Here is a 22,766-nt window from a genome sequence, read left to right as displayed (position 1 = left end):
AAGTCTAACAGCCTAGCGATAGGAATTGCTTACCTCAAAACAAAGCGCAGTAAAACAGAAAGTTGCAAATCAGAAAATTCCCTTTATCCTTGCGACCTAAAATAAATAGTGACTCCATAAAACTAATTAGCCTACTTGTTGACTAAACCCTTGTTAAAAGAGGGACAACAGGCTATTAGCGCAATAGTTTTACGGCGCCCTCAATGGTGTCCGTCACTTGACGCATGGTGGTAGAGAAGGAATATGACAACAGCAAAACAAGCAATTATTGCCCTACAAGAATATTTGTCTAGCCAGATTATTGGCCAACAGCGGTTAGTCGAACGACTGTTGATTGCCTTGTTAGCCGATGGTCATTTATTAGTCGAGGGGGCTCCCGGTTTAGCCAAAACCAAAGCCATTAAAGCCCTGTCTGATGGTTTGGAAGCTGATTTTCACCGTATTCAATTTACCCCTGATCTGTTGCCTGCTGATATTACCGGCACAGATATCTATCGCCCAGAAAATGGCAGTTTCGAATTTCAGCCTGGCCCGGTTTTCAATAACCTGGTGTTAGCGGATGAAATTAACCGTGCTCCCGCTAAAGTGCAATCAGCCCTGCTTGAAGCCATGGCAGAACGGCAAGTGAGTGTAGGCAAAACCAGTTACCCCCTACCTGACTTATTTTTGGTAATGGCAACTCAAAACCCCATTGAGCAAGAAGGCACTTACCCTTTACCTGAAGCACAGCTCGACCGCTTTTTAATGCATGTCATGATTGGCTACCCTTCTGCAGATGCTGAGCGAAAAATATTACAGCTAGCCCGTGGTGAAGCCATTGAGGCACCTACCCCGCCTGCCGAAGCCGTGACACAAGCGGATATCTTTGCCGCTCGCCAAGCTATTTTGGCGTTACACATGGCTGAGCCAGTTGAAGAGTATATTGTCCAACTGGTGTTAGCTAGCCGGGATGCCCGAGCCTATGATGATCAGCTAGCCAGCTGGCTCGAATATGGCGCCAGCCCTCGGGGGACCATTGCCTTGGATCGCTGTGCACGTGCTTACGCTTGGTTACAAGGTCGTGACTTTGTGACACCTGATGATGTTCAGGCCATTGCACACGATGTGCTACGCCACCGTTTAATCTTGACCTTTGAAGCCGAAGCTGAAGGGGTTAATGCCGACCAGGTGATTGACCGACTGATTCAAGTAGTACCAGCAAGCTAGTGACACGCCACAAAACGATGCAAATAATCAGTTTTGGTGTTCGAAATAAAATAACAGGGCATTCTTCAGGATTATGAGTGGTGCTTATACATCTATTAAAGAACTCATTCAGCTGCGGCTGGCGGCCAAAGATATTCAGCTATTTAACCCGAATAAAGTGCGTAGCAGTCTAGCAGGCCAATACCAGTCCAAACTTAAAGGCCGAGGTATCGATTTCGCTGAAGTGCGGGTTTATCAACCAGGAGACGATGTTCGCACCATTGATTGGCGAGTCACCGCCCGCACCCAGGTACCTCACACCAAATTATTTCAAGAAGAGCGAGAGCGCCCGGTGTTTTTACTGGTGGAGCAAAGCTTGCCATTATTTTTTGGTAGTCGGCAGGACTTTAAATCCGTCACTGCAGCGCAAGCCGCAGCCGTTTTTGCCTGGGCCTCTTTGCAACATGGTGATCGGGTGGGTGGCTTAGTCTTTAATCATCAACAGCAACATCACGAAATCAAACCCAGGCGCAGTAAAAAATCCGTACTGCAACTGTTGCATGGGGTAGCGGAAATGAACCAAGCGTTATCTTGGCAACAAACCGCTACCCTTCCCTCTTCAGACTATTTTTGTCACGCCTTAGGCCATAGCCGTCAATTGGTTAAGCCCGGCAGTGCGGTGATTTTAGTGGGCAATTTTTATCAATTACCCCCGCTGGCAGAGCAGCACCTTTATAAGCTGTCTCAACATAACGATGTATTTATTGTCAATATTACTGATCCACTAGAAGCGCAGTTACCCAAGCCCGGCGTTTATGCCGTTACTGATGGTCAACACCGGTTAACCGTTAATAGCCGTCATGCGCCTAGTCGGCAACGCTATCAACAACAGTGGCAAACCCAACAGCAGCAATTAGTCACTATGTGCCAACGTTACCGGATGCCTTTATTGCAGCTTTCAACGACCCAGCCCGCTATTTCGCAGTTAGTAGAAAAACTAGCCGGACAGTACAGGAGGCGACATGGATAAACCATCAGCCATCCCTGAAGCCGTATTAAAGCAGCTGGCACCCATCGTACAGCCAGAGCCTGTTAGCCTGTGGCCTTTGGCACCGGGCTGGTGGATGTTAGCGGCTCTGCTGCTTCTTATTATCGGTTGTGTCAGTTACTGGCTGTATCAACGTGCCATCCAGCGCCGCTACCGTAAACAAGCCCTTCAGTTGTTGGATAATTATTGGCAGCAATATCAACACCAACAAAATTTAACGGCATTTGTCGCTGCCTGTAATCAACTATTAAAACAGGTGGCAATGACCGCCTATGGTCGCAGCCAGGTTGCTGGACTAACGGGTGATCTATGGCACCAGTTTTTAGTGAGCCATCAGCCCAACCACCCAGTGCAACTACCGGATGGCTTTTTTGGCATTGGTCAATATCAACCCCAGCCGACTTGTCCGGCAGACAAACTCAAAGACTTTACTTATCGTTGGATCAATCATCATGTTTGAGTTTAACTGGCCTTGGGTATTGTTATTAGTGCCCCTACCCGCTTTAGTGTATTGGCTAACGCCGCCTGCCAAGCAGCAACAGGCAGCGATTCGCGTGCCTTTTTATCAAAGTTTGGCCAGTGCAACTGACGTACATCAGCAAAGCACCCAAGCTAACCGATTACAACAACTGTTGGTTATCTTCATCTGGTTATTGGTGTTAATGGCACTAGCCCAGCCCCGTTGGGTGGGCAAGCCTATTTCCTTACCCACCAGTAGCCGTGAGCTCATGTTGGCTGTGGACTTGTCCGGTAGTATGGAACACCAGGATTTAAAGCTGAAGGGTAAGCAGGTTGACCGGCTCACGGTGGTCAAAGCGGTATTACAAGATTTCATCGCCCGCCGTAAAGGGGATCGACTGGGACTGATTTTGTTTGGTAGTCAAGCCTATTTGCAAGCCCCCATGACCTACGACTTAAGCACAGTCACCACCCTGCTTGATGAAGCATTAATTGGTATGGCAGGTAAAAATACCGCTATTGGCGATGCCGTCGGGTTAGGCGTTAAACAACTACGTAAACGCCCAACGGATAGTCGAGTATTGATCCTATTAACCGATGGAGCCAATACCGCGGGTGAAGTCACCCCCATTCAAGCAGCCGAGCTGGCAGCCAAAGAAGGCATCAAAATTTATACCATTGGCGTGGGTGCTGATGAAATGATCTTACCTGGTGTTTTCGGCACCAGCTTTGGGGCAAGACGGGTCAACCCTTCCATTGACCTAGATGAAAAAACCCTTAAAGCCATGGCAGATAAAACCCAAGGCCAGTATTTTCGAGCCAAAAATAGTGAGGAGCTAAATAAAATCTATACCCTACTAGATGAGCTGGAACCAGTTTCCCAACAGGATCAAACCTTTCGCCCCAGCAAAAGCTTATATCACTGGCCTTTGGCAGCTGCGCTGTTACTTAGCTTCGGCCTGACCCTCAGTCGTCTCTGGCCCAGCCTTTCCAATCGTTTGACAGCCACTTCAACAAAACAACAATCTCATGCTGATGTGGCAAATTTACTTGGCAATGAATGAAGGTGCTAATGATGGAGCTTGCTGACTTTCACTTTATTCGCCCTTTCTGGCTACTACTGCTAGTCCCTGGCTGTCTGCTGGTTTGGGGGCTCTGGTATTACCAACCAAAACAGGGGCTGTGGGAGCAGGTGATTCCTGCCCACTTGCTGAAACACTTAATGACTGAGTCGGGCGCTGCCATGAAGCGCTGGCCACTAGCCTTATTGCTGCTAGCATGGCTACTGGCCACCCTTGCACTAGCAGGCCCCAGCTGGCAAAAAGTCACCTTACCCGTACAAAAGTCTGCCCAACCCTTAGTGATTGTGCTGGATATGTCACTGTCACTCTATGCTGATGATTTAAAACCCAACCGGCTAACCCGGGCGAAACGAAAATTACGTGACTTACTTAAGCAACGGCAGGAAGGTTTAACCGGCTTGGTGGCTTATGCAGGGGAAGCCTACACCATCGCCCCTTTAACGGATGACGGCCAAACCATTGCTAATTTAGTGAAAGCCCTCAGCCCAGAAATTATGCCAGTCACTGGCAGCCGTGCAGATCGAGGTATTAGCCAAGCACTTGAGCTACTTAATAATAGTGAAGCAGGCAGTGGCGATATTCTGTTAATGACTGATGGTTTAGAAAAAGAAACCCTGCAAACTATTCAACAACAGTTGAAAAATGCCCCCTACCAGCTATCTATTTTAGGAATTGGTACTAAGGAAGGTGCTCCTATTCGCGTCAATAATACCTTATTAAAAGATCAACGGGGTGCCATCGTTATCGCCAAACTGAACCGGAATCAACTGGCGGATTTAGCCCAGCAGTTTGGTGGTCGCTACAGTGATATCACCCTAACTGATAAGGATATCGAACGCCTGTTACCTGAGACAGATAACCTGGCTGACACCATGGAAGTGGAACAAACCTTCGATGAGTGGCATGACCAAGGTTATTGGTTGTTACTGCTGTTAGTGCCACTGGCTTTAATAGGATTCCGACGGGGCTGGTTAATGGCCGTGTTGTTGGTGCCCCTTGCCCTCCCAGAACCCGCCTCTGCTGGCTGGTGGCAAGACCTTTGGCAAACCCGCGATCAACAGGGGGCCAAAGCATTAGCCAATGGCGATACTGCCAGTGCCGCCGAGCTATTTACCAACCCAGGCTGGAAAGGCACCAGCCAATTCCAAAGCCAACAATATGAACAAGCGGCCCAGTCCTTTGCGCAGACAGGCGGCGCAGAAGGCTTTTACAACCAGGGCAACGCATTAGCTTATGCAGGTAAAATAGATGAAGCCATTAGCGCCTATGAGCAAGCCCTTAAGCTCAACCCCGACTTTGAAAAAGCTCAACAGAACAAAAAAATTCTGGAAGACTTGAAAAAACAACAGCAACAGCAGCAAAACCAACAGCAATCGAACCAAAATCAAAACAACCAAGATCAGAACAACCAGGGTCAGTCCAGCCAGGACAATCAACAACAGGAAAACAACCAGCAGCAAAACAGTGCTCAAAACAATAATCAGCAAGGTGAAAATCAGCAGGATCAAAGCCAGTCGGACTCACAACAAGGTCAACCGTCTTCAGATCAGCAAAACCAACAGGCACAGCAAAATAGCCAAGCAACTCAAGGCGGTCAGCAAGATCAGGATGACCAAGTGACAGAGTCCAGTAGCCAAAAGACAGAACAAGCAGTTGAAAAGGATGCACAAGACCAAGACAAGCCGTCATCAGAGGCAAGCCAACTCAGCCAGCAATCGGCTGATGAGGCAGAACAACAGGATACACAACAGCAGGCCCAGCAGCTGGTGGACAGTGATGCCAATAGCCTGGAAAAACAACAAGTAGAAGGCTGGTTAAGGCGAATCCCTGATGACCCCAGTGGTCTATTAAGAAGAAAACTACTCTATCAACAGCGTTTAAAACAATTTCAACAGCAACAATCGGATAGTGAAATCAAATGGTAACTCGAAAAAGATCAGCGCTAATCTGGCTGACAACGTTACTGATGGGTTGGTCAGTAATCTGCCATGCAAAGTTTACCGCCTCTGTGGACAGGACCATTATTAATCAGAATGAAACGGTTGAACTCACCCTACGCAGTGATAAACAGGAGTTTGGTGCTGAACCCGACCTATCACCTTTGCATGAATTATTCACGGTATTAGGACGCAGCCAGCGTAGCCAATATCAATCGGTTAATGGCAAAACCCAGTCCTGGACTGACTGGATTATTACCTTAAGACCCAAACAAAGTGGCTATGTGGTGATTCCCCCAATCAGCTTGCGAGGGGAAAAAACCAAGCCTATTACCTTAGATGTGAAACCAGCAGGATCAAACCAACAATTATCAGGTAAAAATGTTTCACCTGTTTTTATCGAAGCCAGCCTGGATAAAGAGAAGGTTTTTGTTCAGGAACAAGCGGTGCTTACTATCCTTATTTATCATTCTGTTCCACTGTACGACGATAGTCGGATAACCCCCTTAACCATTCCCAGTGTTATTAGTCAGCAATTAGGGGAAGTCAAAAATTATGAAACCATTATCAATGGCCAGCGTTATGGGGTATTTGAGCTGAAGTATGCTATTTTTCCTCAAGAAAGTGGTGAAATATTAATTCCAGCCCTTAAATTTACCAGTACGGTTGCTTCACAAAGTCGAAGAAATTCACCATTTAATATGTTTCCTCGCCAGATAGGTACGCCTGTTGAAGAATATTCACCAGAAATTAAATTAACCGTAAAAGCCCCTCCCGCCTCAGCTAAAGGTCATTGGCTACCAGCCCAAAAACTGACACTCACTGAAAATTGGAGTACAGACACCAGCCAACTTAAAGTGGGAGACTCTGTTACTCGAACCATTGAAATTAAAGCCGAGGGATTAACCGCTGCTCAATTACCTCCACTAACAACCCCTGAATTAAATGGGGTAAAACTGTACCCTGATAAATCACAAACCAAGGATATCCCAACTGACCAGGGTATTATTGGCCAACGAATAGAATCCATTGCATTGGTACCTACCCAAGCAGGTACTATCGAGTTACCCGAAATTCGCTATCGCTGGTTTAATACCACTAGCCAAACCATAGAAGAAGCAGTTTTACCAGCCAAGCAAATTACCGTAGCCCCTGTTGCAACCAGCCAGGCCCAACCAACAGCACCTTCAGCGCCAGCTACTGCACCCACGCCTTCTGTCGTGGCTACCCAGCCAGAAATAAACACCACATTGACGAAACCATCCCCTCTATCCAGTGGGGTTTGGCCATGGTTTACCCTGTTATTTGCGACACTTTGGCTAATTACCCTTGGCCTGTGGTGGCAGCAACGACAGCAACAACCCAAAACCGCTAATACACTTTCAAATACACCAGCAGTGGAAAACGCTTCAACCCAAAAACTATTTAATGGTTTAATGAATAGTTGTGACCAACAAAATTTAACCGAAATTAGACGACTGTTTGTTCAGTGGAGCCAGCAAGCGCTGGATAATCCCCAAATCCAAAATTTGCAAAAAACTGATGAGTGCTGGCAAAACCCTGCTCTCAGTGCCTACTTGCAAGCATTGGATAACCAATTATATGGCAACCAATCCCTACCGTTTGACTGTGCAGCCTTTAAACAACAAATCAAGCAATTAAAACCGACTAAACAGGCTAAACCAGCAAAACATAGTTTAATGCCTCTGTATCCCAGCCTATCTAACTAGGGCCTGTTAACAGGCCCCAGCTCAGAGAAACAACCAAGATCAGGGTGCTACTTGCACCCTTGCCACTGCTGCTGAATCGCCTGAATATCTTCAGGAAATAAGTCTTTACTTTGAGTAATCTGCTGGTTAATTGATTCTACTAGTTCCTGGTAACCCAGCCATTGCTTTGAAAATAGAATATGACTGATTGAGTATGTTACAGGCGTAGGATGATAAGTGATTTTTGCTTGTTGCTGCTGAGTTAAGGCTCTCCTCATCAATGACTGACCATTATCTCGGGTCATTAATGCTAGCTGAATGCGTCCCCTGAGCAGCAGCCGGAACATCAATACATCAATTCTGACTTGATGGAGGTAAATACGGTCTTGAGCAACCACTTGATGAAAGTCATCACCATAAAAATAGCTGGCAGTCACCCCTATCGGCTCCCAGGCTTTCAATTGGGAATAACGATCCCAATTAAAGGGCGTATCAGCTAAATGAAAAAAAACATAGGGGTCATTAAAAATAGGCAACGTAAAACTAAAATATTTTGCCCGTTCTGAGTTACACCGCCAGGAGGGCGTACCATGATGTCTTCCTGCTTTTGCAGTATTAAAGGCTGCTTTCCAGTCATCATACCAAACATATTCAACCTCTAATCCAACCTGCTTGAATAATTGATTAATTATCTTGGCATGCTCACCATCGGCAGGATGCGTCTTATAATAGTAAGGTGGCCAGTCTGCTACAGATAAACGAATTTTCTCAGCCAGCCCAGGTCGACTGATGATTAGCATGGTACTTATTATTACGTTTAAAAAAGCAAGCAAACGGCATATTAACTGTTGCATATCAGTGAAACCACTACTCGCCCGTCTTACACATAGCTGAATATATACTCTTCTCGAATGATTTTTAGGGTTTGTTGTCGTCACTCTTCACCCTATTCATTTATAAAAACATAAACTCATAGGGCTTCATCGCTTGACGGCCGCCCCTAAAAACCATTCGCTTTGACTATAGCGTAGTTTTCATTTTTTAACTGCTCTACACCTGATATTTCACTTGTTAATACTTCTGATATACTGACTACACTAGGGCCTGGTAACGACATAAGCGGTATAAACGTATAAACCCAAGCCATCTAGTGTATATTAGCGACATAGCAGGATAGACAACTCTACTATTCGAGGAAGCAATGAAACTATCCAATTTTGGAGAAAAATTTACCGGCCAAACGGGCATTCAATCTTTAATGAGTGACTTAGGCAATGCCCTTGCCAGTGATCAGCCCTTGATAATGATGGGGGGCGGCAATCCTGCCCATATCCCTGAGGTAGAGGAAGTGTTTAAAGCCCGGCTACGTCGGATTGTTGATAATCATAGCGAATTTGTCCGATTCATCGGCACCTATGATCCTCCTCAAGGCGAGAAAGAATTTATTGATGCTCTGGTTAAGTTGTTAAACAGCCAGTTTGGCTGGGGCTTAACCACCCGCAACATTGCCTTGACCAACGGCAGCCAATCTGCCTTTTTTATGTTATTTAATATGTTTGCTGGTCAGTATCAGGACGGCAGCCAAAAGCAAATTTTGTTTCCTTTAGCACCCGAGTATATCGGTTATGCTGATGCGGGTTTAAGCGAGCATTTTTTTACAGCTAACCGCCCTTCCATTGAGTTAATCGACCAGCATACCTTCAAATACCATGTCGACTTTACTAATTTACAGGTTACTGACAACACTGGTGCTATTTGTGTATCACGCCCTACCAACCCGACAGGTAATGTATTAACCGATCAAGAAATAGAGCATCTGGATAAACTAGCCAAGCAACACGACATTCCCTTATTTATTGATGGCGCTTACGGTACCCCCTTCCCTAACCTGATTTTTACCGAAGCTACCCCTTATTGGAATGACAATATTATTCTGTGCTTAAGCCTATCGAAACTTGGCTTACCCGCTTGTCGAACCGGTATCGTGATTGCCAATGAATCGGTAATCGAATCAGTCACTAAAATCAATGCTATTTTGAGCTTAGCTACTAACAGTACTGGCAGTTTATTAACCATGGATATGGTCAAAGACAGCAGCATTTTGACCATGAGTAATGAAATTATTAAACCGTTTTATCAAACGAAAGTTGAAAAAGCGGTAAATACTATCCACCAGGCTCTTGATGGTTACGACTACTATATCCATAAACCCGAAGGTGCTATGTTTTTATGGTTATGGTTTAAAGACCTCCCTATCACCAGCCTAGAACTTTACGAACGATTAAAAGATAAAGGGGTTATTGTGGTATCAGGCCATTATTTTTTCCCAGGTATCAATGATAATGACTGGCGCCATCAACAAGAGTGTATTCGCATTACTTATTCACAAGATGATGAAAAAGTTGCTAACGGTTTGAAGATTATTGCCGAGGAAGTGAAAAAAGCCTATCAGGAAGGTTAAATATTTTTAGGCATAAAATAAGGTTGCTTTGCAGTGCATTGAGATCACCCCTGCTAATCAGCCGCATAAGCTCCTAATCAGCAAGTATAGCTTTCATCTGAGGGTCATTCTGTAATGTTTGAATAGCGGTCATTGCTTTAGGAATATTAACAATAGAATTGGATAAATCATTTCCTGTACTAGAGATAACTTTTCCTTTGCGGATTGAGCACACCTTACTTCCTTTGTTCTATCCGCAATTGCCCTAAGCTAGGCGTATTCATTAAATAAACCTCACCATTGAGTGAATTAACATATCCAAAAATTATAGTTCCATCTACCAACTCAATGGTTTCAGAAAATGTTGTTACACTGAGAAATAATTCACCTGATAATATAATAGTTTTAAGTATGGAAAGCATCATTTATTCTAAAGTCACCCAACGTATTAGAAATATGGCGGATTCAACTAATAAGTGCAACTCCGCCTTTTAATTTCCCTACTGATGCGATGTCCTGGCAAGAGATCGATTTATCATCTCTTCAGGTGTTTTATATCCAAGTGTTTTACGGGGTCTATTGTTAAGCTTATAAACCACCGCGTCAATTTGTTTTTGGGTAATATTTTTTAAATTAGTATTCTTCGGAAAATATTGCCTTAGTAAACCGTTAGTATTCTCGTTTACACCCCGCTCCCATGAGTGGTAAGGATGAGCAAAATACACTTTGGTCTGTAGCTGTTTAGCTATTTCTTCATGGAACGCAAACTCTTTTCCATTATCTGCTGTTATCGTATGTACACGTTCTTTAAATGGCATTAACAGGTCAATTGCCGCTTTTATTACAACGGTTGCTTGCTTACTTTCTACTTGAGCAACCAGTGTGTAAAGTGTTTTTCTTTCAACAAGAGTAACCAATACCCCCTGATGCCCTTTACCAATCACAGTGTCAATTTCCCAGTCACCCACACGGGTTTTAGCATCCACTATCGCAGGTCTTTCATCAATACTTATCCGGTTTTTGATTTGGCCTCGACTATTTTTACTATGGCAACGTTTGGTGTATTTTTTACCTTGCCGTCTCAGGTGTTTATACAGATCTCCACCCTGAGCCTTCTCGTCCCATATATGCAGATAAATCCTCTCATGGCTCAGCTGTAGATTATGCTCATCCAATAGCCAACCTGATACTTGCTCCGGGCTCCACTCTTCGCGAATTTTTGTTTCAATTAAATGGATAAGCTCTGGTGTCATTTTAACTGCTTTAAAAGCCATCTGACGGCGTTCCATTGCTTTTTCATGGGCTTGTTTGGGGCGATAACCTCGTAAGCCTTTGTTACGATTTATCTCTCTGGAAATACTACTTTTACTGCGTCCTAGCTGTTCAGCGATAGCTGAGCGGCTAAAACCTGCTGCCAAATAAGCTGAAATTTGATATCGTTCTTCTAGGGTTATCTGCTTGTAGGTCTCGGCCATTAGCAACTCCAATCTTGGCGGAAAAGAGAAGCGGCCTAGTATAGCAGATAGCCCCTCTCATCCGCGATGTTGTTGAGTTGCACTTATTAGTTGAATCCGCCTATCATGTAAAAAGCCTATAAATATGTCGAACCTATTAAAGAACAGCCTTTTATCTATTTACTTGCTCCCATCAATCCCCATTTGCAACGACTTGATATTATTTATTAATAAACGATTAGGATAGTGATCTTGGTATTGTATATGTTCGCTAATTTCAGCCAAAAGTTTCCTGTTTAGCCAACATAATGCTGTGTGGTGATTTTCGGTATCTTCAGATATCTCAAGTAAGTACATACTCATATCCAACAAAATACTTGCACATGCCATACTTTCTGCACTATTCAACTTCCCTACTCTTTTTTCTTCTATTTGAGTAACAAAGTAACTATTTAAAAAGTTAAGAACAGCTTTCACATCATTATTTTGTAGTTTTTTCATTGGCTGTAGCTCCATATATAATTCTCACCAGGCGATTGAAAGCTCTTAACTAAAGGGTACCTCTCAATAATTGTATTTATCTACATTTACACTTGAGGCTGCTTTACATAATTCATTCTGCTTAGACTACGTACATTAGTCTAAATTAATGGGTAAAAGTTCATTTGTTAGTATATACTTAATTAAATGAATTGACTTTTCCCCGTCAATTTTTGGATTTTAAAGCAATAAAAAAGGAATTATCATGTCAGTAATCAATAAAAGAGAGTTAAAGTATATATATCATTGGAAAACAAAATCCAACGATTCTAGACTAAAAGGAAGTTTAGGTGTGAATTTATTTAATAAACATGAAGGTTATGAAGTCTTAAGCCTGATCAATAAGATTGCCAAATCAGAAAACTACTCAAAAGATGATGCTTTAGTGATTGAAAAACTAATCAATAGAAACTTTCATGCTAACAACGTATCTCAATCAAAGGTTTACCACTGGATTAAAGAAGAAATGGAAAAATTGGACAATGATAAATAGAACTTTTATCTCGCAACATACTCCTTTTAATTAGTAGTTAAAGCTTATAGCTTCTTAACCAAGTTACTCCTATTTGCTATTCCATCTGATTTAAAACAGTTGAACAAGCATAAATTTGCTTATTAGATTATATACCCAAGTACTGAGAAATAATGGCATGTGGTACCTGCTAAAACAAACAAATGCCAGATGAAGTGGCCATACTTTAGGCGCGAGTCTGTGGCAAAAAAAATGACTCCTACTGTATAGCACAAGCCCCCAGCAATCAGCCAAAATAAACCAGTAGGTGTCATTGTATCAAGCAAAGGATCAAGGGCGATAACAATAATCCACCCCATCAATAAATAAAGACTTGTAAAAATAATAGGATGAGGAGCTTTCTCCAATATCTTAAGGACTACTCCTACTACAGCAAGTCCCCAAATGACTCCGAATAGCGTCCACCCCCATGTGCCACGTAGTATACCAAGGACAAAAGGCGTGTATGTGCCTGCAATAAGAAGAAAGATGGCTGAGTGTTCGATAAGCCGAAAAACGCGCTTAGCCTTACCCATGGGCAGTGAATGATAAAGTGTAGATGATAGGTAAAGTAGTATAACTGTCGAAAGAAAGATGCTGACACCAACAATAATACTAGCATCGCCATATTCTACTGAATGGAAAATAAGAAATGGGGTTCCAATCAATGCCGCAATCAAACCGATTCCATGACTGATGCTGTTTGCAATTTCTTCTCCTTGAGATTGTGGACGACTGGAGGTTGTAAAGAACATGCAGATAGCACCTAATCGATCTAATCAATGGGCAATTAAGGAAGGTGGGCATGGTACTATGTTAAGTTAAAACCTTACTAAATTAGTAATCCATTGAATTATTTAGTTTATTTTTTCCAAAAACAGCCCATAAGCTCAACAGTGAGATTCCTAATATTGCAGAAAATAATGAGGCTGAAAAAATCCCTAGTTTGGCAGAATTAATTAGGGTTGGGCTAAAAGCTAAATTGGCAATAAATAGCGCCATTGTAAAACCAATGCCTGCCAAAAAACCTCCCGCCAGTAACAATAACCAACTTAAGTTTGCTGGGCGTAAAGCTATACCTGTTAATACTGCTATCCAACTGAAGATAAATACTCCAATCGGTTTACCTAGTGTAAACCCCAAAAAAACAGCTATGGTAATGGAGTTTCCAAAATCTGTGATATTGATTAATACTCCAGCATTAGCAAAAGCAAAAAGTGGCATAATAACGAATCCAACCCATGGGTGTAACAACGTTTCCAATCGCTCGACTGGTGACAGTGCTTCACGTGCTGCAGCCTCAGCTGTTCGTAATGCCATTCGATGAGTCGTAGCGTTTTTTTTGTGATTAGCTTCTGGCATCACTCCCACACTGTCTAATATGGTATGTAGATGTTTGTCAGTTACCCATTTAACGGTTGGTGTCATCAAGCCAAGGATGATACCAGTAATTGTTGCATGCACTCCGGATGCGTCAATTATGAGCCAAATTATCCCCCCTATTAGAAAATAGAGAGTTATACTTCGAATACCAAGCAATGCCATGACTCTTACAATAACAACGCCGATAGCAGATAAGGCAAGGATTTCCCAATGAATGCGACTACCATAACCAATGCTTACAACTAAGATAGCGCCAATATCATCAACAATGGCTACTGACAGCATAAATATTCGTAAACTCTGGGGAATGCGAGACCCTAGTAATGCCAGACACCCAATAACAAACGCAGTATCCGTTGCCATCACGGTACCCCAGCCATTCTGCCCTGGCTGACCCAGTTGCAGCATTAAATAAATGGTAGCTGGTACTAGCATACCCCCCCAGAGCCGCCGCAATTGGTAAGGCTGCCATACGTGGGTTCCGTAGCTCACCAAGCACCATCTCCCGTTTAAGTTCTAGAGCAATAAGGAAAAAAAACAAGGTCATTAATGCTTCATTGATCCATTCACGTAGTGAGCGACTGAATTCTAGCGAACCAATATAAATACCTATCGGAATTTCCCATATAGCCATAAAAATATGGCTCCAAGAAGAATTGGAGAGTACGAGTGCCACAATGGTAAATAATAAAAGTATCCAGCCCACAGCTGCTTCAATGCGCAAAAACCGCTTTACGGGCCTGGCTAACCAGTCAATGAGTTCTTTGGGAAGTTGAGTTGGATGCCCTCTATCATTAAACTGGTTATCGCTTTTCATATTTTTTATATCAGACAATCATTCGAAAAAATAACTTCAAGATAAAAGTAAATTAAAAGACTCTCTTAAGGGCACCTCTAATACTTTTATTCGGTACAGTATTATTCTTTAATGTTTGCACTTACGTTATTATCAGGACTCATACCTTTTAGAAACTTGAATAGATCACTGTCAGTGGATAAAACGAGGGTTGTATTTTTGGCAATAATAGACTTATAGGATTGCATCGTGCGCGTAAATTCGTAAAAAGCAATAGCTTCAGGGCTCCGGTTATACGCACTTGAATAAATTTCAGTTGCTTTGGCATCAGCTAATCCACGAATTTGTTCAACTTGGTGATAGGCTTCAGATTGGATTTTGTTCAGATCACGTACGCGATTACCACGGATTCTAGCTGCTTCACCATTGCCTTCTGATAGAAAGCGTTCAGCAATTTGACGGCGCTCACTTATCATTCGGTCATAAATTTTGGGGCGTACACTAGCATTATAATTAATTCGTTTAAACCGTATATCGAGCAGTTCAATACCAAATACATGTACTTTTTCAGCAGCGGCTTTAAAAATTTCCTCTTCAACTAATTTCCGACCTTTGTGGATTGGCACCAACGCACCTAATTTCTGTTCCCGCTCTGTTTCAGTCAGCAATTCATCACGTAGTGGTTCGCGATTTTTGGTGGTACGAATAATCTCAATTAATTCATGCTTTGCCACAGCGTTTCGTGTTTCACTGCCTAATATATCATCCAAACGGGATTGGGCACTGCGTTCATCGCGTAGCCGCAAAAAATACTGTAAGGGGGCAGTAATTCGCCATCGAGCATATAGGTCAACTGAAATATAAAGCTTATCTTTGGTTGGCATATCTGATGGTGTTCCATCCCACTCCAGTACTCGTTTATCAATCGGATTGACATCTTGAATAAAAGGAAGCTTAAACTTGAGTCCAGCATCGGTTACAGGTAAGCCTACTGGTTTGCCAAACTGGGTGATAATCACTTGCTCAACTTCGCTCACAGTGTAAATAGAACTCTTTACCACATAAATAACAATAAAAAAGATCGCTAAAAATACAAGCTGCTTAAAACCATTCATGGTTGACTTCTCTTATAAGCATTAAGATTTAATAGTGGCAAAATATTCTTTGCTTGCTCATCCATAATAATTTTAGAGCGGATACTTGGCATGATTTCCTGCATGGTTTCAATATAGATACGACGTTGCGTCACTTCCGGCGCTTTAAGGTATTCCGCTAACAACGCATTGAATCGAGCTACATCACCTTTAGCCTCATTAATCCGTTTAAGTCGATATCCATCAGCCTCACGAATTCGTTGGTCTTTCTCCCCCTCAGCTAGAGGAATGACCTTATTGTAATCTCGTCGTGCTTCATTAATAAGTTTTTCTTTTTCTTGTTGAGCCTGATTGACCTCATTAAATGACTCCTGTACCGCTTGGGGAGGATTGATATTTTTCAACTGAACTTGGTCAATACTAATGCCCATTACATACTTAGTTGATAATGCTTGCATCTTAGTTAATGCTTCTATTTCGATTTCCTGTCGACCAATAGTAATAACTTCATCGACGGTGCGATCACCAACCACTTCGCGCATAACCGACTCAGAAACATATCGAAGCGTTTCACTTGGCTCACGCACTTCAAATAAGAATTTAACTGGATCAGAGATGCGATACTGAACAACCCATTCCACTAACGCAGCGTTCAGATCACCTGTTACCATCTGCGTTTCTCGCTTTTCCTCATTAGGACGAGGGCTCTGGTATGGGTCATTAGCACCGGGCGTTGTAAAACCAAATTCCTGCTTCAACTGCCGTTTAACGGGAACAATTGTTGCCTTGTCGATACCCATCGGTAGTTTAAAATGCAATCCAGGCGGTACATTTTTTAAATACTGACCAAACCGCTGGACAACAGCAACAGAGTCGCTTGGCACGGTATAATAGGCTGTCCAAATAACCAGTCCTACAAGCCCAATGACAGCTAAGATGATAGCGCCATAGGGAACACCATTTGCTATCAACTGACGGGTCCAGTTCTGCCTGTGTTGGATGAGTTTATTAGTATGAGTGTGGCCTTTATTTTGCCAAGGGTCACCTGTGTCGCTTCCGCCATTGTTTGATGCCATCGCTGTATTGACCTACTTGTTGAGGAAGGAATCTTTTTGTAGTGACTCTGAACACTTTCAACAAACTAAACTACTTTCTATCTTAATAGAATAGTGTATGCACTTTAATTAGAAACAATCCTAGCGAAAAAAGTTAATAAAGGATGATTACACCGCTGAATGGAGGGGATAATAATGATTCAAACGTCGTCAAATATCACCAATTCAAGTGACACCTTTGAGCTACCTGAACACAGTGCAGACATTCGTGTAGGACGTGATTTAATAGCAGCAACCGTGCCTTTTGCTAAAGAGTCAAGAGTGAAAAGCTGGTGGCATGTAGGGGTGACATTAAGCTTGATGATTATTGTATTAGCTTTCGCTGGTGCAGCTCCTTGGTGGCCACTGCAATTAATGCTGTCAATATTGGGCGCCATGTTAATGGTGCGAACCTTCATTACCTATCATGACTACATGCATGGTTCAATCCTTCAAAACTCACGAGCTGCTTGGATAATATTTCACATATATGCGGCTTTTGCACTGACACCTCCCAGTTCCTGGAAAGAAAGCCACAATTTTCATCATGGCCATGTGGGTAAGTTTAGTGCTGTAAGCATTGGCACGTTTCCAGTGATCACGACAAAAATGTGGCATGCCGCTTCATTTATTGAACGTGCTCGTTACCGTATAGAACGCCACCCATTCACGGTTATGTTTGGCTACTTGACGATTTTTGCATTTAGCATTTGTTTATTGCCGTTATTTCTTAACCCATTAAAACATTGGGATTCCCTGTTATCAATTATTGCTCATGGTGGCCTGATTACTGTGTTATGGGTATTTGGCGGTGCTGATATGGCATTTTTTGTTGTTTTATTACCGATGACTATTGCTTGCGCACTGGGATCATATCTTTTTTTTGCACAGCATAGCTTTAAACGTATGAATATTATTTCACCAGAAGCTTGGACGTTTTACCGGGCTGCTTTGGAATCATCAAGTTATATGCGACTTAACAAGGTCATGCAATGGTTTACAGGAAATATTGGCTATCACCATATTCATCACCTTAATGTGCACATCCCATTTTATCGATTACCTGAAGCGATGGCTGCAATTCCTGAACTACAATCACCAGTAACTACTACACTTGCATTACGAGATGTTATTAATTGTTTTAAATCCAGTTTGTGGGATGAAGAACTACAACACATGGTAACTTATCGCGAAGCAAAGAAATTTTCATCAGTGTAAATTCAGAGCACCTTTTATACAACCTTGCCAATTATTCTGAATTTCCTGCAAACCAGGTTCGAACATTGTTGAGTTCTTTTTTATTTGCTGGTTAATTTTATCAACTATCCTACTATTATCTCGGTTCTTTTTTGAAAAAATTATATGATAAATGGCATTAACGACAGGTTTTGGGTGATAGGTAATGTATTGCTGTTGCTCGCGAGATAACTGGCTTTTCATTAAAAACAAACCATTATCACGACTAAATAGCCCAAGCTTAATTCTTTCTTTTAATAGCAGCTTCAACATTAATTTATCAACCCTGACATGATGTAATTGTATTTGATATTGCCCTACTGCTTTATTAAAGTTTTTTCCATAATCATAACCTGCCGTCACACCTATCGGTTCCCACTCTTTTAACTGGGCTAGTGATTCCCAAGTAAAAGGCGTGTCAATTAGATGAAAGAAGACATATGGGTCATAAAGGTTGGGGGCGGTATAGTAAAAAAAGGCTGCTCGTTCCGCCGTACAACGCCAAGAAGGCGTAGCGTGATGCCTACCCGCTTTGACTGTATTAAACGCTGCCTTCCAATCATCATACCAAACAAATTTCACCTTAAACCCAGCCAGCTCAATCAGCCTAATGACCGGTTGAGCGTGCCCCCCATAAGTTGGTTTTTCTTTATAGTAATGGGGAGGCCAGTCAGCAACAGCCACACTGATTGTTTCGGCTAAACCGTTGGTGTTTTTAAAAAATAAACAAGCTACAACGAGCTTTAACATGCCAAACCAAAATTTTTTCAGTTGCCTAAGTTGACTCATTCATTGCTCTCAATGAATTGCAGTGGTTCCCAACAGCTTAGATGGCTCTTATTCCCATCTCAAACTTTCGCAATTAATCAGACATACCAAGTAATTAAAGACATCGCTAATAATTTTTACCCGTGCTTTTAGATCACAATGATCTAAAAGCGTACTTGCAAGACTCCCTCGCCACCTGATGGATGCCGTTAAATGCATAATGCCTTTGATCCACATGAACAAGCGACCAACCTCAATGCCAAAATTATTGCAGGGCTTGAGCGCTTATCTACTGTGTTTCGGGCCGTTATTCAGCAACAGGCAAAAGCTAACAAGCTAACCCCATTACAAACACAACTTTTGTTGTTTATTGCCAGCCATCGGGAACACTTATGTACAGTGACCCGCTTGGCTGAAGAATTTGTCGTTACTAAAGCCACTGTTAGTGATTCAATCCGAGTCCTAGTTGAAAAAGGCTACCTCACCAAACAGGCAAAAGCAGATCCACGCACTTTTTCCTTAGGGATTACCCCTAAAGGTAGCGACACTATTTCAGCTACAGCAATTAACTCAGCTGTTTGAACCGGTTTTAGCCACTTTAACCCAAGCTGAGCAGCAAACCACTTGGCAAGTGCTTATCCAATTAATTGCCTGCTTTCAAGCGCAAGGCATGATCCCCACCCGCATGTGCATGACTTGCCAGCACTTTGAAAAAAATAAACAAGGCGCTTACTGTCATCTATTAAACAGCCCCTTAGCGATTAGTGATTTCAGAATAGACTGTCCTGAGCATGAACCAATAAAGTAGTGTCTATAAAATCACACATTGCAAAACACTATACATAATACAATTTATACTGGCTAAGTATTTCTCATCAAAGTAAATAAGAGTTAATTATGTCGCTAAATAACATTCAAAAAAGCCAGCAATATGCTGGCTTTACCATAACTCACACTAAATATCGCTCTATACCCAAGTTATAGACTCGCTAATTTTTCTTTTACAGTATTAAGAATTACGTTGATTGTATTACTCTGCTTTTGTAATTGTTGATACTGATCTTTGTAAATTGCCTGTAAATCTTTAGAAGTCAAATACGCTGGATGATGTACTTCTGCAATCGTTGCATAATGAAATTGGTTGCCCTCTTTACTCACATTTAGTTGATAAAGATGCATGGCTAAGCCTGTGGGTTTGATCCCCCCCATTAACTGGTAAAGCTGGCTCAGTTTTGGTGAAGCCGCTATCTCACCAAAGTAAGTATGCTGTTTATTGATTTTCCAGCCACTCTTTTTAAAAGTAGCACCAATCGACCCACCTGCCACGATCTGTTGATGTTCCTGTTTAAATGCTGGGGCAACCATTTCTGGGTATACAACCACTGCTAAGGTACGGGTTGTCTGTTTATTATCTGATTCACTATATAGGTTAGAAACTCTTATTTTTTCACCATTCTGAACAACCTTTATTCCATAGCTACCAAATTTAAGTGTAATCCTTTCACTATTTAACAGTGGCCGAAGTGTTTCTGCGTTAATGGCAGGAGAGGCTTGTGTGTTAGCTTGCGCAATCCCTAACTTGGCAGCTAATAAACCACTTGCTAGTAACAAACCCACGGCAACTCGGTGAAGCTTCATCATAATACTTCCATCCTGCAAAGCTAAAAAGTTTAATCAGAGTAACGCGCTTTAATAGAATTACCGGACATGATACACAACATCAGCACACTATCCAACTTAGCAGTTTAGTCCAAGTGAGCGATGTTAAAAGTGGGGATTGATTGTAAGTAGAGTGTGGTGGACTTTTAGCGCTAACCCTAAAAGCCCACCACGGTGAGTAAAGAATACCTATAAAGTAGACAACAAAAAATAGTCTACATTAGTCTTGAGAGGCGTTTAATTGGTTAGCATAGGCTTCAAAGTTATATTCTCTTCCTAAGAAATCTTGAACCAACCTTGCCGCTGGTTTAGCGCCACCTTGACTCAGTACTTTTTCTCTATACTCTGCCGCCACTTGCGTGTTAGTTAAGCCCTCAGCCTTAAACTTGGTGAGCATGTCAGCCGCAATTGCTTTAGACCATTGGTAGGTATAATACATTGCAGAATACCCATTTAAATGGCCAAACCAAGTATACAAGTGAGTACCATCAATATACCCGTAAGGAGAATATTTATTCGCAAGCGTCTGATTAAGCTGCGCAATATTGTAGTCTGCTGGGTTTTGATTGTATAAATTTAATGATAAAGCACCATAATATAACTGTTGCATTGTATCCATACCAAGCTTAAAACTTCTGGCCTGGTTCATTTTAGCAACAAGCGTATCTGGAATGATTTCATCTTGCTCATTCTTAGCAAACGTTTGTAATACGTCTTTATCCCAAATCCACTCTTCCAGCATTTGTGATGGTGCTTCAGCAAAATCCCTTTCTGTTTTGATACCTGAAATACCTGCCCATTGGTGCTCACCACTAAATAAGGTATGGATCAAGTGACCAAACTCATGGAAAAATGTTCTGACTTGACTATGCAGCATTAATGCTTTGCCATCCTTTGGGAAGTTACAAACCAGCACCGCTTCAGGCACTTGCTGACCTGTTATACCTGTTTTATAAGGAAATTGAGCAGCATGCTTATACTTACCGTCACGCGGATGCATATCGAGGAAAAAGCGACCAATTAACTTTTCCCCATCATACATTTCATAAGCTTCAACAGAATCATGCCAAGTGGCCACCCCTTCTCTCCGCTGGATACGCACTTGAAATAAATCTTGTACTATTTTAAATAATCCATCACGTACTTTGGGGTAGCTAAAATATTCGCGTACTTGTTTAGAGTCTAAATTAAACTCAGTCGTTTTTATTTTATCTGCTAAGTAAGTATCTTGCCATGGATTAACTTTCTCTGCATCACTATCCGTTTTCTGCAGAAACGCCAGCATTTTTTGATAGTCTTTCTCTTTACCCGGTTTAGCTAATTTGGCAACATCCTCAACTAGCTTAGTTACCCGAGTAGGATTGCCTGCCATCTTATCAGAGGTGATATATTCAGCAAAACTCTCATAACCCAATAGTTGAGCTAACTCATGACGTTTTTGCACCAACTGCGTTAATACCGCAACATTGGCAGGGTATCCTCGCTGATTATATTTTAAAAACAGCTGTTTACGTAAGTCATCACTTTCCGCATACCTCATAAATGGCTTATAGTCAGTGTATTGGGTTGTGACTCTAATTTTTCCATCATCGCCCGGTTGATGACTATCAATATAGTCCTGAGGTAGCCCTTGCAACTGATCAACTGAGTCCAATAATAAAACTTTTACATCTTCACGAATATTTTTATTAAATTGTAAACCTGTAGCAGCGATTTCTTTTAATATATTTTTTATTCTTGCTCTTGTGCCTGCATCTTTATCAACCCCAGACAGCTTAAATCTATTCACTAAAATAGCATGATAGCGTTTAGTTTCATCATCTGCCGTAGAAATATCTACTGCTAATAAAGCATTATAAACCTCTTGAGATAATGATATTTCATTTGACAAGCTGGCAAAATCCTTTACACAATTATTTGCATAGTTTCTTACATCAGCATTGGGGTGAGTTGCACCATACAGTTGAGCATGTGCATAACTATCCGTCATTTTTACTTCAAGCTGGTTATATGGCACTAAAAAACTGCTAATTGTTTTTTCGCCTTCAATGGCTTTCAATTGATTATATAAACGTCTATTTTCAGCTAGTTTGCTACTACAAAAAGTTTGAATCGCTTCAAGTGCAGCATTTTCTTCCGCTGTTTCTTCAGCCGACAGGCTGGCACAACCCATCATCAGTAAAAGTGGTAGTGATAGTTTTACAGTTTTTTTCATAATAATAAGTCTATAATTTACTGTTAGTTCCCATACTATTTGTATTTACAACCAGTCAACTATATATACAACTGTTGACCAGCCCTTTCAAGGTGATTTTTTAGCCGCTTTTAAAAGCCTTGCTGTTGAAATATGGGGCTGGATTTTTATTTGTTT

The 22,766-nt window shown here is 41.9% G+C and carries 21 protein-coding genes and 1 pseudogene; 10 read left to right on the top strand and 12 right to left on the bottom strand.

Going from position 1 to position 22,766, the window contains the following annotated elements; translation table 11 throughout:
* The first annotated feature begins 243 nt into the window (after positions 1-243).
* The 6 genes from ORQ98_RS15640 (at position 244) to ORQ98_RS15615 (ending at position 7,441) form a co-directional block, all read left to right on the top strand.
* On the top strand, positions 244-1,206 hold the full coding sequence (locus ORQ98_RS15640) for an AAA family ATPase (protein WP_274689742.1): 963 nt from the start codon (positions 244-246) through the stop codon (positions 1,204-1,206).
* 73 nt (positions 1,207-1,279) lie between these two features.
* Positions 1,280-2,215 (top strand): DUF58 domain-containing protein, encoded by a 936-nt coding sequence (locus tag ORQ98_RS15635; protein ID WP_274689741.1) that lies wholly within the window; start codon positions 1,280-1,282, stop codon positions 2,213-2,215.
* Positions 2,208-2,693 (top strand): DUF4381 domain-containing protein, encoded by a 486-nt coding sequence (locus ORQ98_RS15630; protein WP_274689740.1) that lies wholly within the window; start codon positions 2,208-2,210, stop codon positions 2,691-2,693. The genes ORQ98_RS15635 and ORQ98_RS15630 overlap by 8 nt, the downstream gene beginning before the upstream one ends.
* The gene (locus tag ORQ98_RS15625) at positions 2,686-3,756 is read left to right on the top strand and encodes a vWA domain-containing protein (protein ID WP_274689739.1); all 1,071 of its coding nucleotides are present in this window, start codon (positions 2,686-2,688) and stop codon (positions 3,754-3,756) included. Before ORQ98_RS15630 ends, ORQ98_RS15625 begins: the two co-directional genes overlap by 8 nt.
* Positions 3,757-3,764: 8 nt before the next feature.
* The gene (locus ORQ98_RS15620) at positions 3,765-5,699 is read left to right on the top strand and encodes a VWA domain-containing protein (protein ID WP_274689738.1); all 1,935 of its coding nucleotides are present in this window, start codon (positions 3,765-3,767) and stop codon (positions 5,697-5,699) included.
* Positions 5,693-7,441 (top strand): BatD family protein, encoded by a 1,749-nt coding sequence (locus tag ORQ98_RS15615; RefSeq protein WP_274689737.1) that lies wholly within the window; start codon positions 5,693-5,695, stop codon positions 7,439-7,441. The genes ORQ98_RS15620 and ORQ98_RS15615 overlap by 7 nt, the downstream gene beginning before the upstream one ends.
* A 47-nt stretch (positions 7,442-7,488) precedes the next feature.
* Here the strand turns inward: ORQ98_RS15615 and ORQ98_RS15610 are convergent, their stop codons facing one another.
* A complete protein-coding gene (locus ORQ98_RS15610; RefSeq protein ID WP_274689736.1) occupies positions 7,489-8,358 on the bottom strand; it encodes a substrate-binding periplasmic protein in 870 nt (289 codons plus the stop codon).
* A 263-nt stretch (positions 8,359-8,621) separates the two neighbouring features.
* Between ORQ98_RS15610 and ORQ98_RS15605 the strand changes: the two genes are divergently transcribed.
* On the top strand, positions 8,622-9,881 hold the full coding sequence (locus ORQ98_RS15605) for a valine--pyruvate transaminase (protein ID WP_274689735.1): 1,260 nt from the start codon (positions 8,622-8,624) through the stop codon (positions 9,879-9,881).
* 73 nt (positions 9,882-9,954) lie between these two features.
* Here ORQ98_RS15605 and ORQ98_RS15600 read toward each other — a convergent pair whose 3' ends face one another.
* The 3 genes from ORQ98_RS15600 to ORQ98_RS15590 all read right to left on the bottom strand — a co-directional run bounded on the left by ORQ98_RS15600 (position 9,955) and on the right by ORQ98_RS15590 (position 11,815).
* Positions 9,955-10,095: a hypothetical protein gene (locus tag ORQ98_RS15600; protein ID WP_274689734.1), complete on the bottom strand. Its 141-nt coding sequence runs from the start codon at positions 10,093-10,095 to the stop codon at positions 9,955-9,957.
* Positions 10,096-10,360: 265 nt separating this feature from the next.
* Entirely contained in the window at positions 10,361-11,335 is a 975-nt protein-coding gene (locus ORQ98_RS15595; protein ID WP_274689733.1) for an IS30 family transposase, read from the bottom strand.
* A 159-nt stretch (positions 11,336-11,494) separates the two neighbouring features.
* Positions 11,495-11,815 (bottom strand): hypothetical protein, encoded by a 321-nt coding sequence (locus ORQ98_RS15590; protein WP_274689732.1) that lies wholly within the window; start codon positions 11,813-11,815, stop codon positions 11,495-11,497.
* 244 nt (positions 11,816-12,059) lie between these two features.
* Here ORQ98_RS15590 and ORQ98_RS15585 point away from each other — a divergent pair, with 244 nt between their 5' ends.
* Positions 12,060-12,347 (top strand): hypothetical protein, encoded by a 288-nt coding sequence (locus tag ORQ98_RS15585; RefSeq protein WP_274689731.1) that lies wholly within the window; start codon positions 12,060-12,062, stop codon positions 12,345-12,347.
* 122 nt (positions 12,348-12,469) lie between these two features.
* On the opposite strand, the gene trhA is transcribed toward ORQ98_RS15585, so the two are convergent.
* The 5 genes and pseudogenes from trhA to hflK form a co-directional block, all read right to left on the bottom strand.
* Complete coding sequence (trhA, locus tag ORQ98_RS15580; protein WP_274689730.1) at positions 12,470-13,120, bottom strand: PAQR family membrane homeostasis protein TrhA; 651 nt, start codon at positions 13,118-13,120, stop codon at positions 12,470-12,472.
* Positions 13,121-13,202: 82 nt separating this feature from the next.
* Positions 13,203-14,156 (bottom strand): Na+/H+ antiporter NhaA, encoded by a 954-nt coding sequence (locus ORQ98_RS15575; protein ID WP_274689808.1) that lies wholly within the window; start codon positions 14,154-14,156, stop codon positions 13,203-13,205.
* Between the two features lie 100 nt (positions 14,157-14,256).
* Positions 14,257-14,565 (bottom strand): annotated as a pseudogene (locus tag ORQ98_RS15570) (Na+/H+ antiporter NhaA); the annotation flags it as partial.
* 101 nt (positions 14,566-14,666) lie between these two features.
* Positions 14,667-15,659: a protease modulator HflC gene (gene hflC, locus ORQ98_RS15565; RefSeq protein ID WP_274689729.1), complete on the bottom strand. Its 993-nt coding sequence runs from the start codon at positions 15,657-15,659 to the stop codon at positions 14,667-14,669.
* Entirely contained in the window at positions 15,656-16,714 is a 1,059-nt protein-coding gene (hflK, locus tag ORQ98_RS15560) for an FtsH protease activity modulator HflK (protein WP_180566916.1), read from the bottom strand. Before hflK ends, hflC begins: the two co-directional genes overlap by 4 nt.
* A gap of 174 nt (positions 16,715-16,888) precedes the next feature.
* Here hflK and ORQ98_RS15555 point away from each other — a divergent pair, with 174 nt between their 5' ends.
* Positions 16,889-17,950 (top strand): fatty acid desaturase family protein, encoded by a 1,062-nt coding sequence (locus ORQ98_RS15555; protein ID WP_274689728.1) that lies wholly within the window; start codon positions 16,889-16,891, stop codon positions 17,948-17,950.
* Here the strand turns inward: ORQ98_RS15555 and ORQ98_RS15550 are convergent.
* A complete protein-coding gene (locus tag ORQ98_RS15550) occupies positions 17,942-18,757 on the bottom strand; it encodes a substrate-binding periplasmic protein (RefSeq protein WP_274689727.1) in 816 nt (271 codons plus the stop codon). The two genes, ORQ98_RS15555 and ORQ98_RS15550, sit on opposite strands and share 9 nt — an antisense overlap.
* 192 nt (positions 18,758-18,949) lie before the next feature.
* On the opposite strand from ORQ98_RS15550, the gene ORQ98_RS15545 reads away from it, so the two are divergent.
* Positions 18,950-19,318, top strand: a complete 369-nt coding sequence (locus tag ORQ98_RS15545; RefSeq protein WP_274689726.1) for a MarR family transcriptional regulator — start codon at positions 18,950-18,952, stop codon at positions 19,316-19,318.
* Positions 19,319-19,714: 396 nt separating this feature from the next.
* On the opposite strand, the gene ORQ98_RS15540 is transcribed toward ORQ98_RS15545, so the two are convergent.
* Both ORQ98_RS15540 and ORQ98_RS15535 read right to left on the bottom strand, forming a co-directional pair.
* Entirely contained in the window at positions 19,715-20,377 is a 663-nt protein-coding gene (locus ORQ98_RS15540) for a hypothetical protein (RefSeq protein ID WP_274689725.1), read from the bottom strand.
* 238 nt (positions 20,378-20,615) lie between these two features.
* Positions 20,616-22,610: a M3 family metallopeptidase gene (locus ORQ98_RS15535; RefSeq protein ID WP_274689724.1), complete on the bottom strand. Its 1,995-nt coding sequence runs from the start codon at positions 22,608-22,610 to the stop codon at positions 20,616-20,618.
* Positions 22,611-22,766 lie beyond the last annotated feature (156 nt).

Origin of the sequence: Spartinivicinus poritis (assembly GCF_028858535.1) — a bacterium.
GTDB classification, from domain to species: Bacteria; Pseudomonadota; Gammaproteobacteria; order Pseudomonadales; family Zooshikellaceae; genus Spartinivicinus; species Spartinivicinus poritis.
Note: the sequence above shows the minus strand (reverse complement) of the source record. Positions and strands in the feature narration are given on the sequence as shown.

Excerpts from the sequence above, each read along its gene's own strand:
- ORQ98_RS15640 (WP_274689742.1), top strand. The coding sequence starts at position 244 with ATGACAACAGCAAAACAAGCAATTATTGCCCTACAAGAATATTTGTCT.
- ORQ98_RS15635 (WP_274689741.1), top strand. The coding sequence starts at position 1,280 with ATGAGTGGTGCTTATACATCTATTAAAGAACTCATTCAGCTGCGGCTG.
- ORQ98_RS15630 (WP_274689740.1), top strand. The coding sequence starts at position 2,208 with ATGGATAAACCATCAGCCATCCCTGAAGCCGTATTAAAGCAGCTGGCA.
- ORQ98_RS15625 (WP_274689739.1), top strand. The coding sequence starts at position 2,686 with ATGTTTGAGTTTAACTGGCCTTGGGTATTGTTATTAGTGCCCCTACCC.
- ORQ98_RS15620 (WP_274689738.1), top strand. The coding sequence starts at position 3,765 with ATGATGGAGCTTGCTGACTTTCACTTTATTCGCCCTTTCTGGCTACTA.
- ORQ98_RS15615 (WP_274689737.1), top strand. The coding sequence starts at position 5,693 with ATGGTAACTCGAAAAAGATCAGCGCTAATCTGGCTGACAACGTTACTG.
- ORQ98_RS15605 (WP_274689735.1), top strand. The coding sequence starts at position 8,622 with ATGAAACTATCCAATTTTGGAGAAAAATTTACCGGCCAAACGGGCATT.
- ORQ98_RS15595 (WP_274689733.1), bottom strand. The coding sequence starts at position 11,335 with ATGGCCGAGACCTACAAGCAGATAACCCTAGAAGAACGATATCAAATT.
- ORQ98_RS15590 (WP_274689732.1), bottom strand. The coding sequence starts at position 11,815 with ATGAAAAAACTACAAAATAATGATGTGAAAGCTGTTCTTAACTTTTTA.
- ORQ98_RS15585 (WP_274689731.1), top strand. The coding sequence starts at position 12,060 with ATGTCAGTAATCAATAAAAGAGAGTTAAAGTATATATATCATTGGAAA.
- trhA (WP_274689730.1), bottom strand. The coding sequence starts at position 13,120 with ATGTTCTTTACAACCTCCAGTCGTCCACAATCTCAAGGAGAAGAAATT.
- ORQ98_RS15575 (WP_274689808.1), bottom strand. The coding sequence starts at position 14,156 with ATGCTGCAACTGGGTCAGCCAGGGCAGAATGGCTGGGGTACCGTGATG.
- hflC (WP_274689729.1), bottom strand. The coding sequence starts at position 15,659 with ATGAATGGTTTTAAGCAGCTTGTATTTTTAGCGATCTTTTTTATTGTT.
- hflK (WP_180566916.1), bottom strand. The coding sequence starts at position 16,714 with ATGGCATCAAACAATGGCGGAAGCGACACAGGTGACCCTTGGCAAAAT.
- ORQ98_RS15555 (WP_274689728.1), top strand. The coding sequence starts at position 16,889 with ATGATTCAAACGTCGTCAAATATCACCAATTCAAGTGACACCTTTGAG.
- ORQ98_RS15550 (WP_274689727.1), bottom strand. The coding sequence starts at position 18,757 with ATGAGTCAACTTAGGCAACTGAAAAAATTTTGGTTTGGCATGTTAAAG.
- ORQ98_RS15545 (WP_274689726.1), top strand. The coding sequence starts at position 18,950 with ATGCATAATGCCTTTGATCCACATGAACAAGCGACCAACCTCAATGCC.
- ORQ98_RS15540 (WP_274689725.1), bottom strand. The coding sequence starts at position 20,377 with ATGATGAAGCTTCACCGAGTTGCCGTGGGTTTGTTACTAGCAAGTGGT.
- ORQ98_RS15535 (WP_274689724.1), bottom strand. The coding sequence starts at position 22,610 with ATGAAAAAAACTGTAAAACTATCACTACCACTTTTACTGATGATGGGT.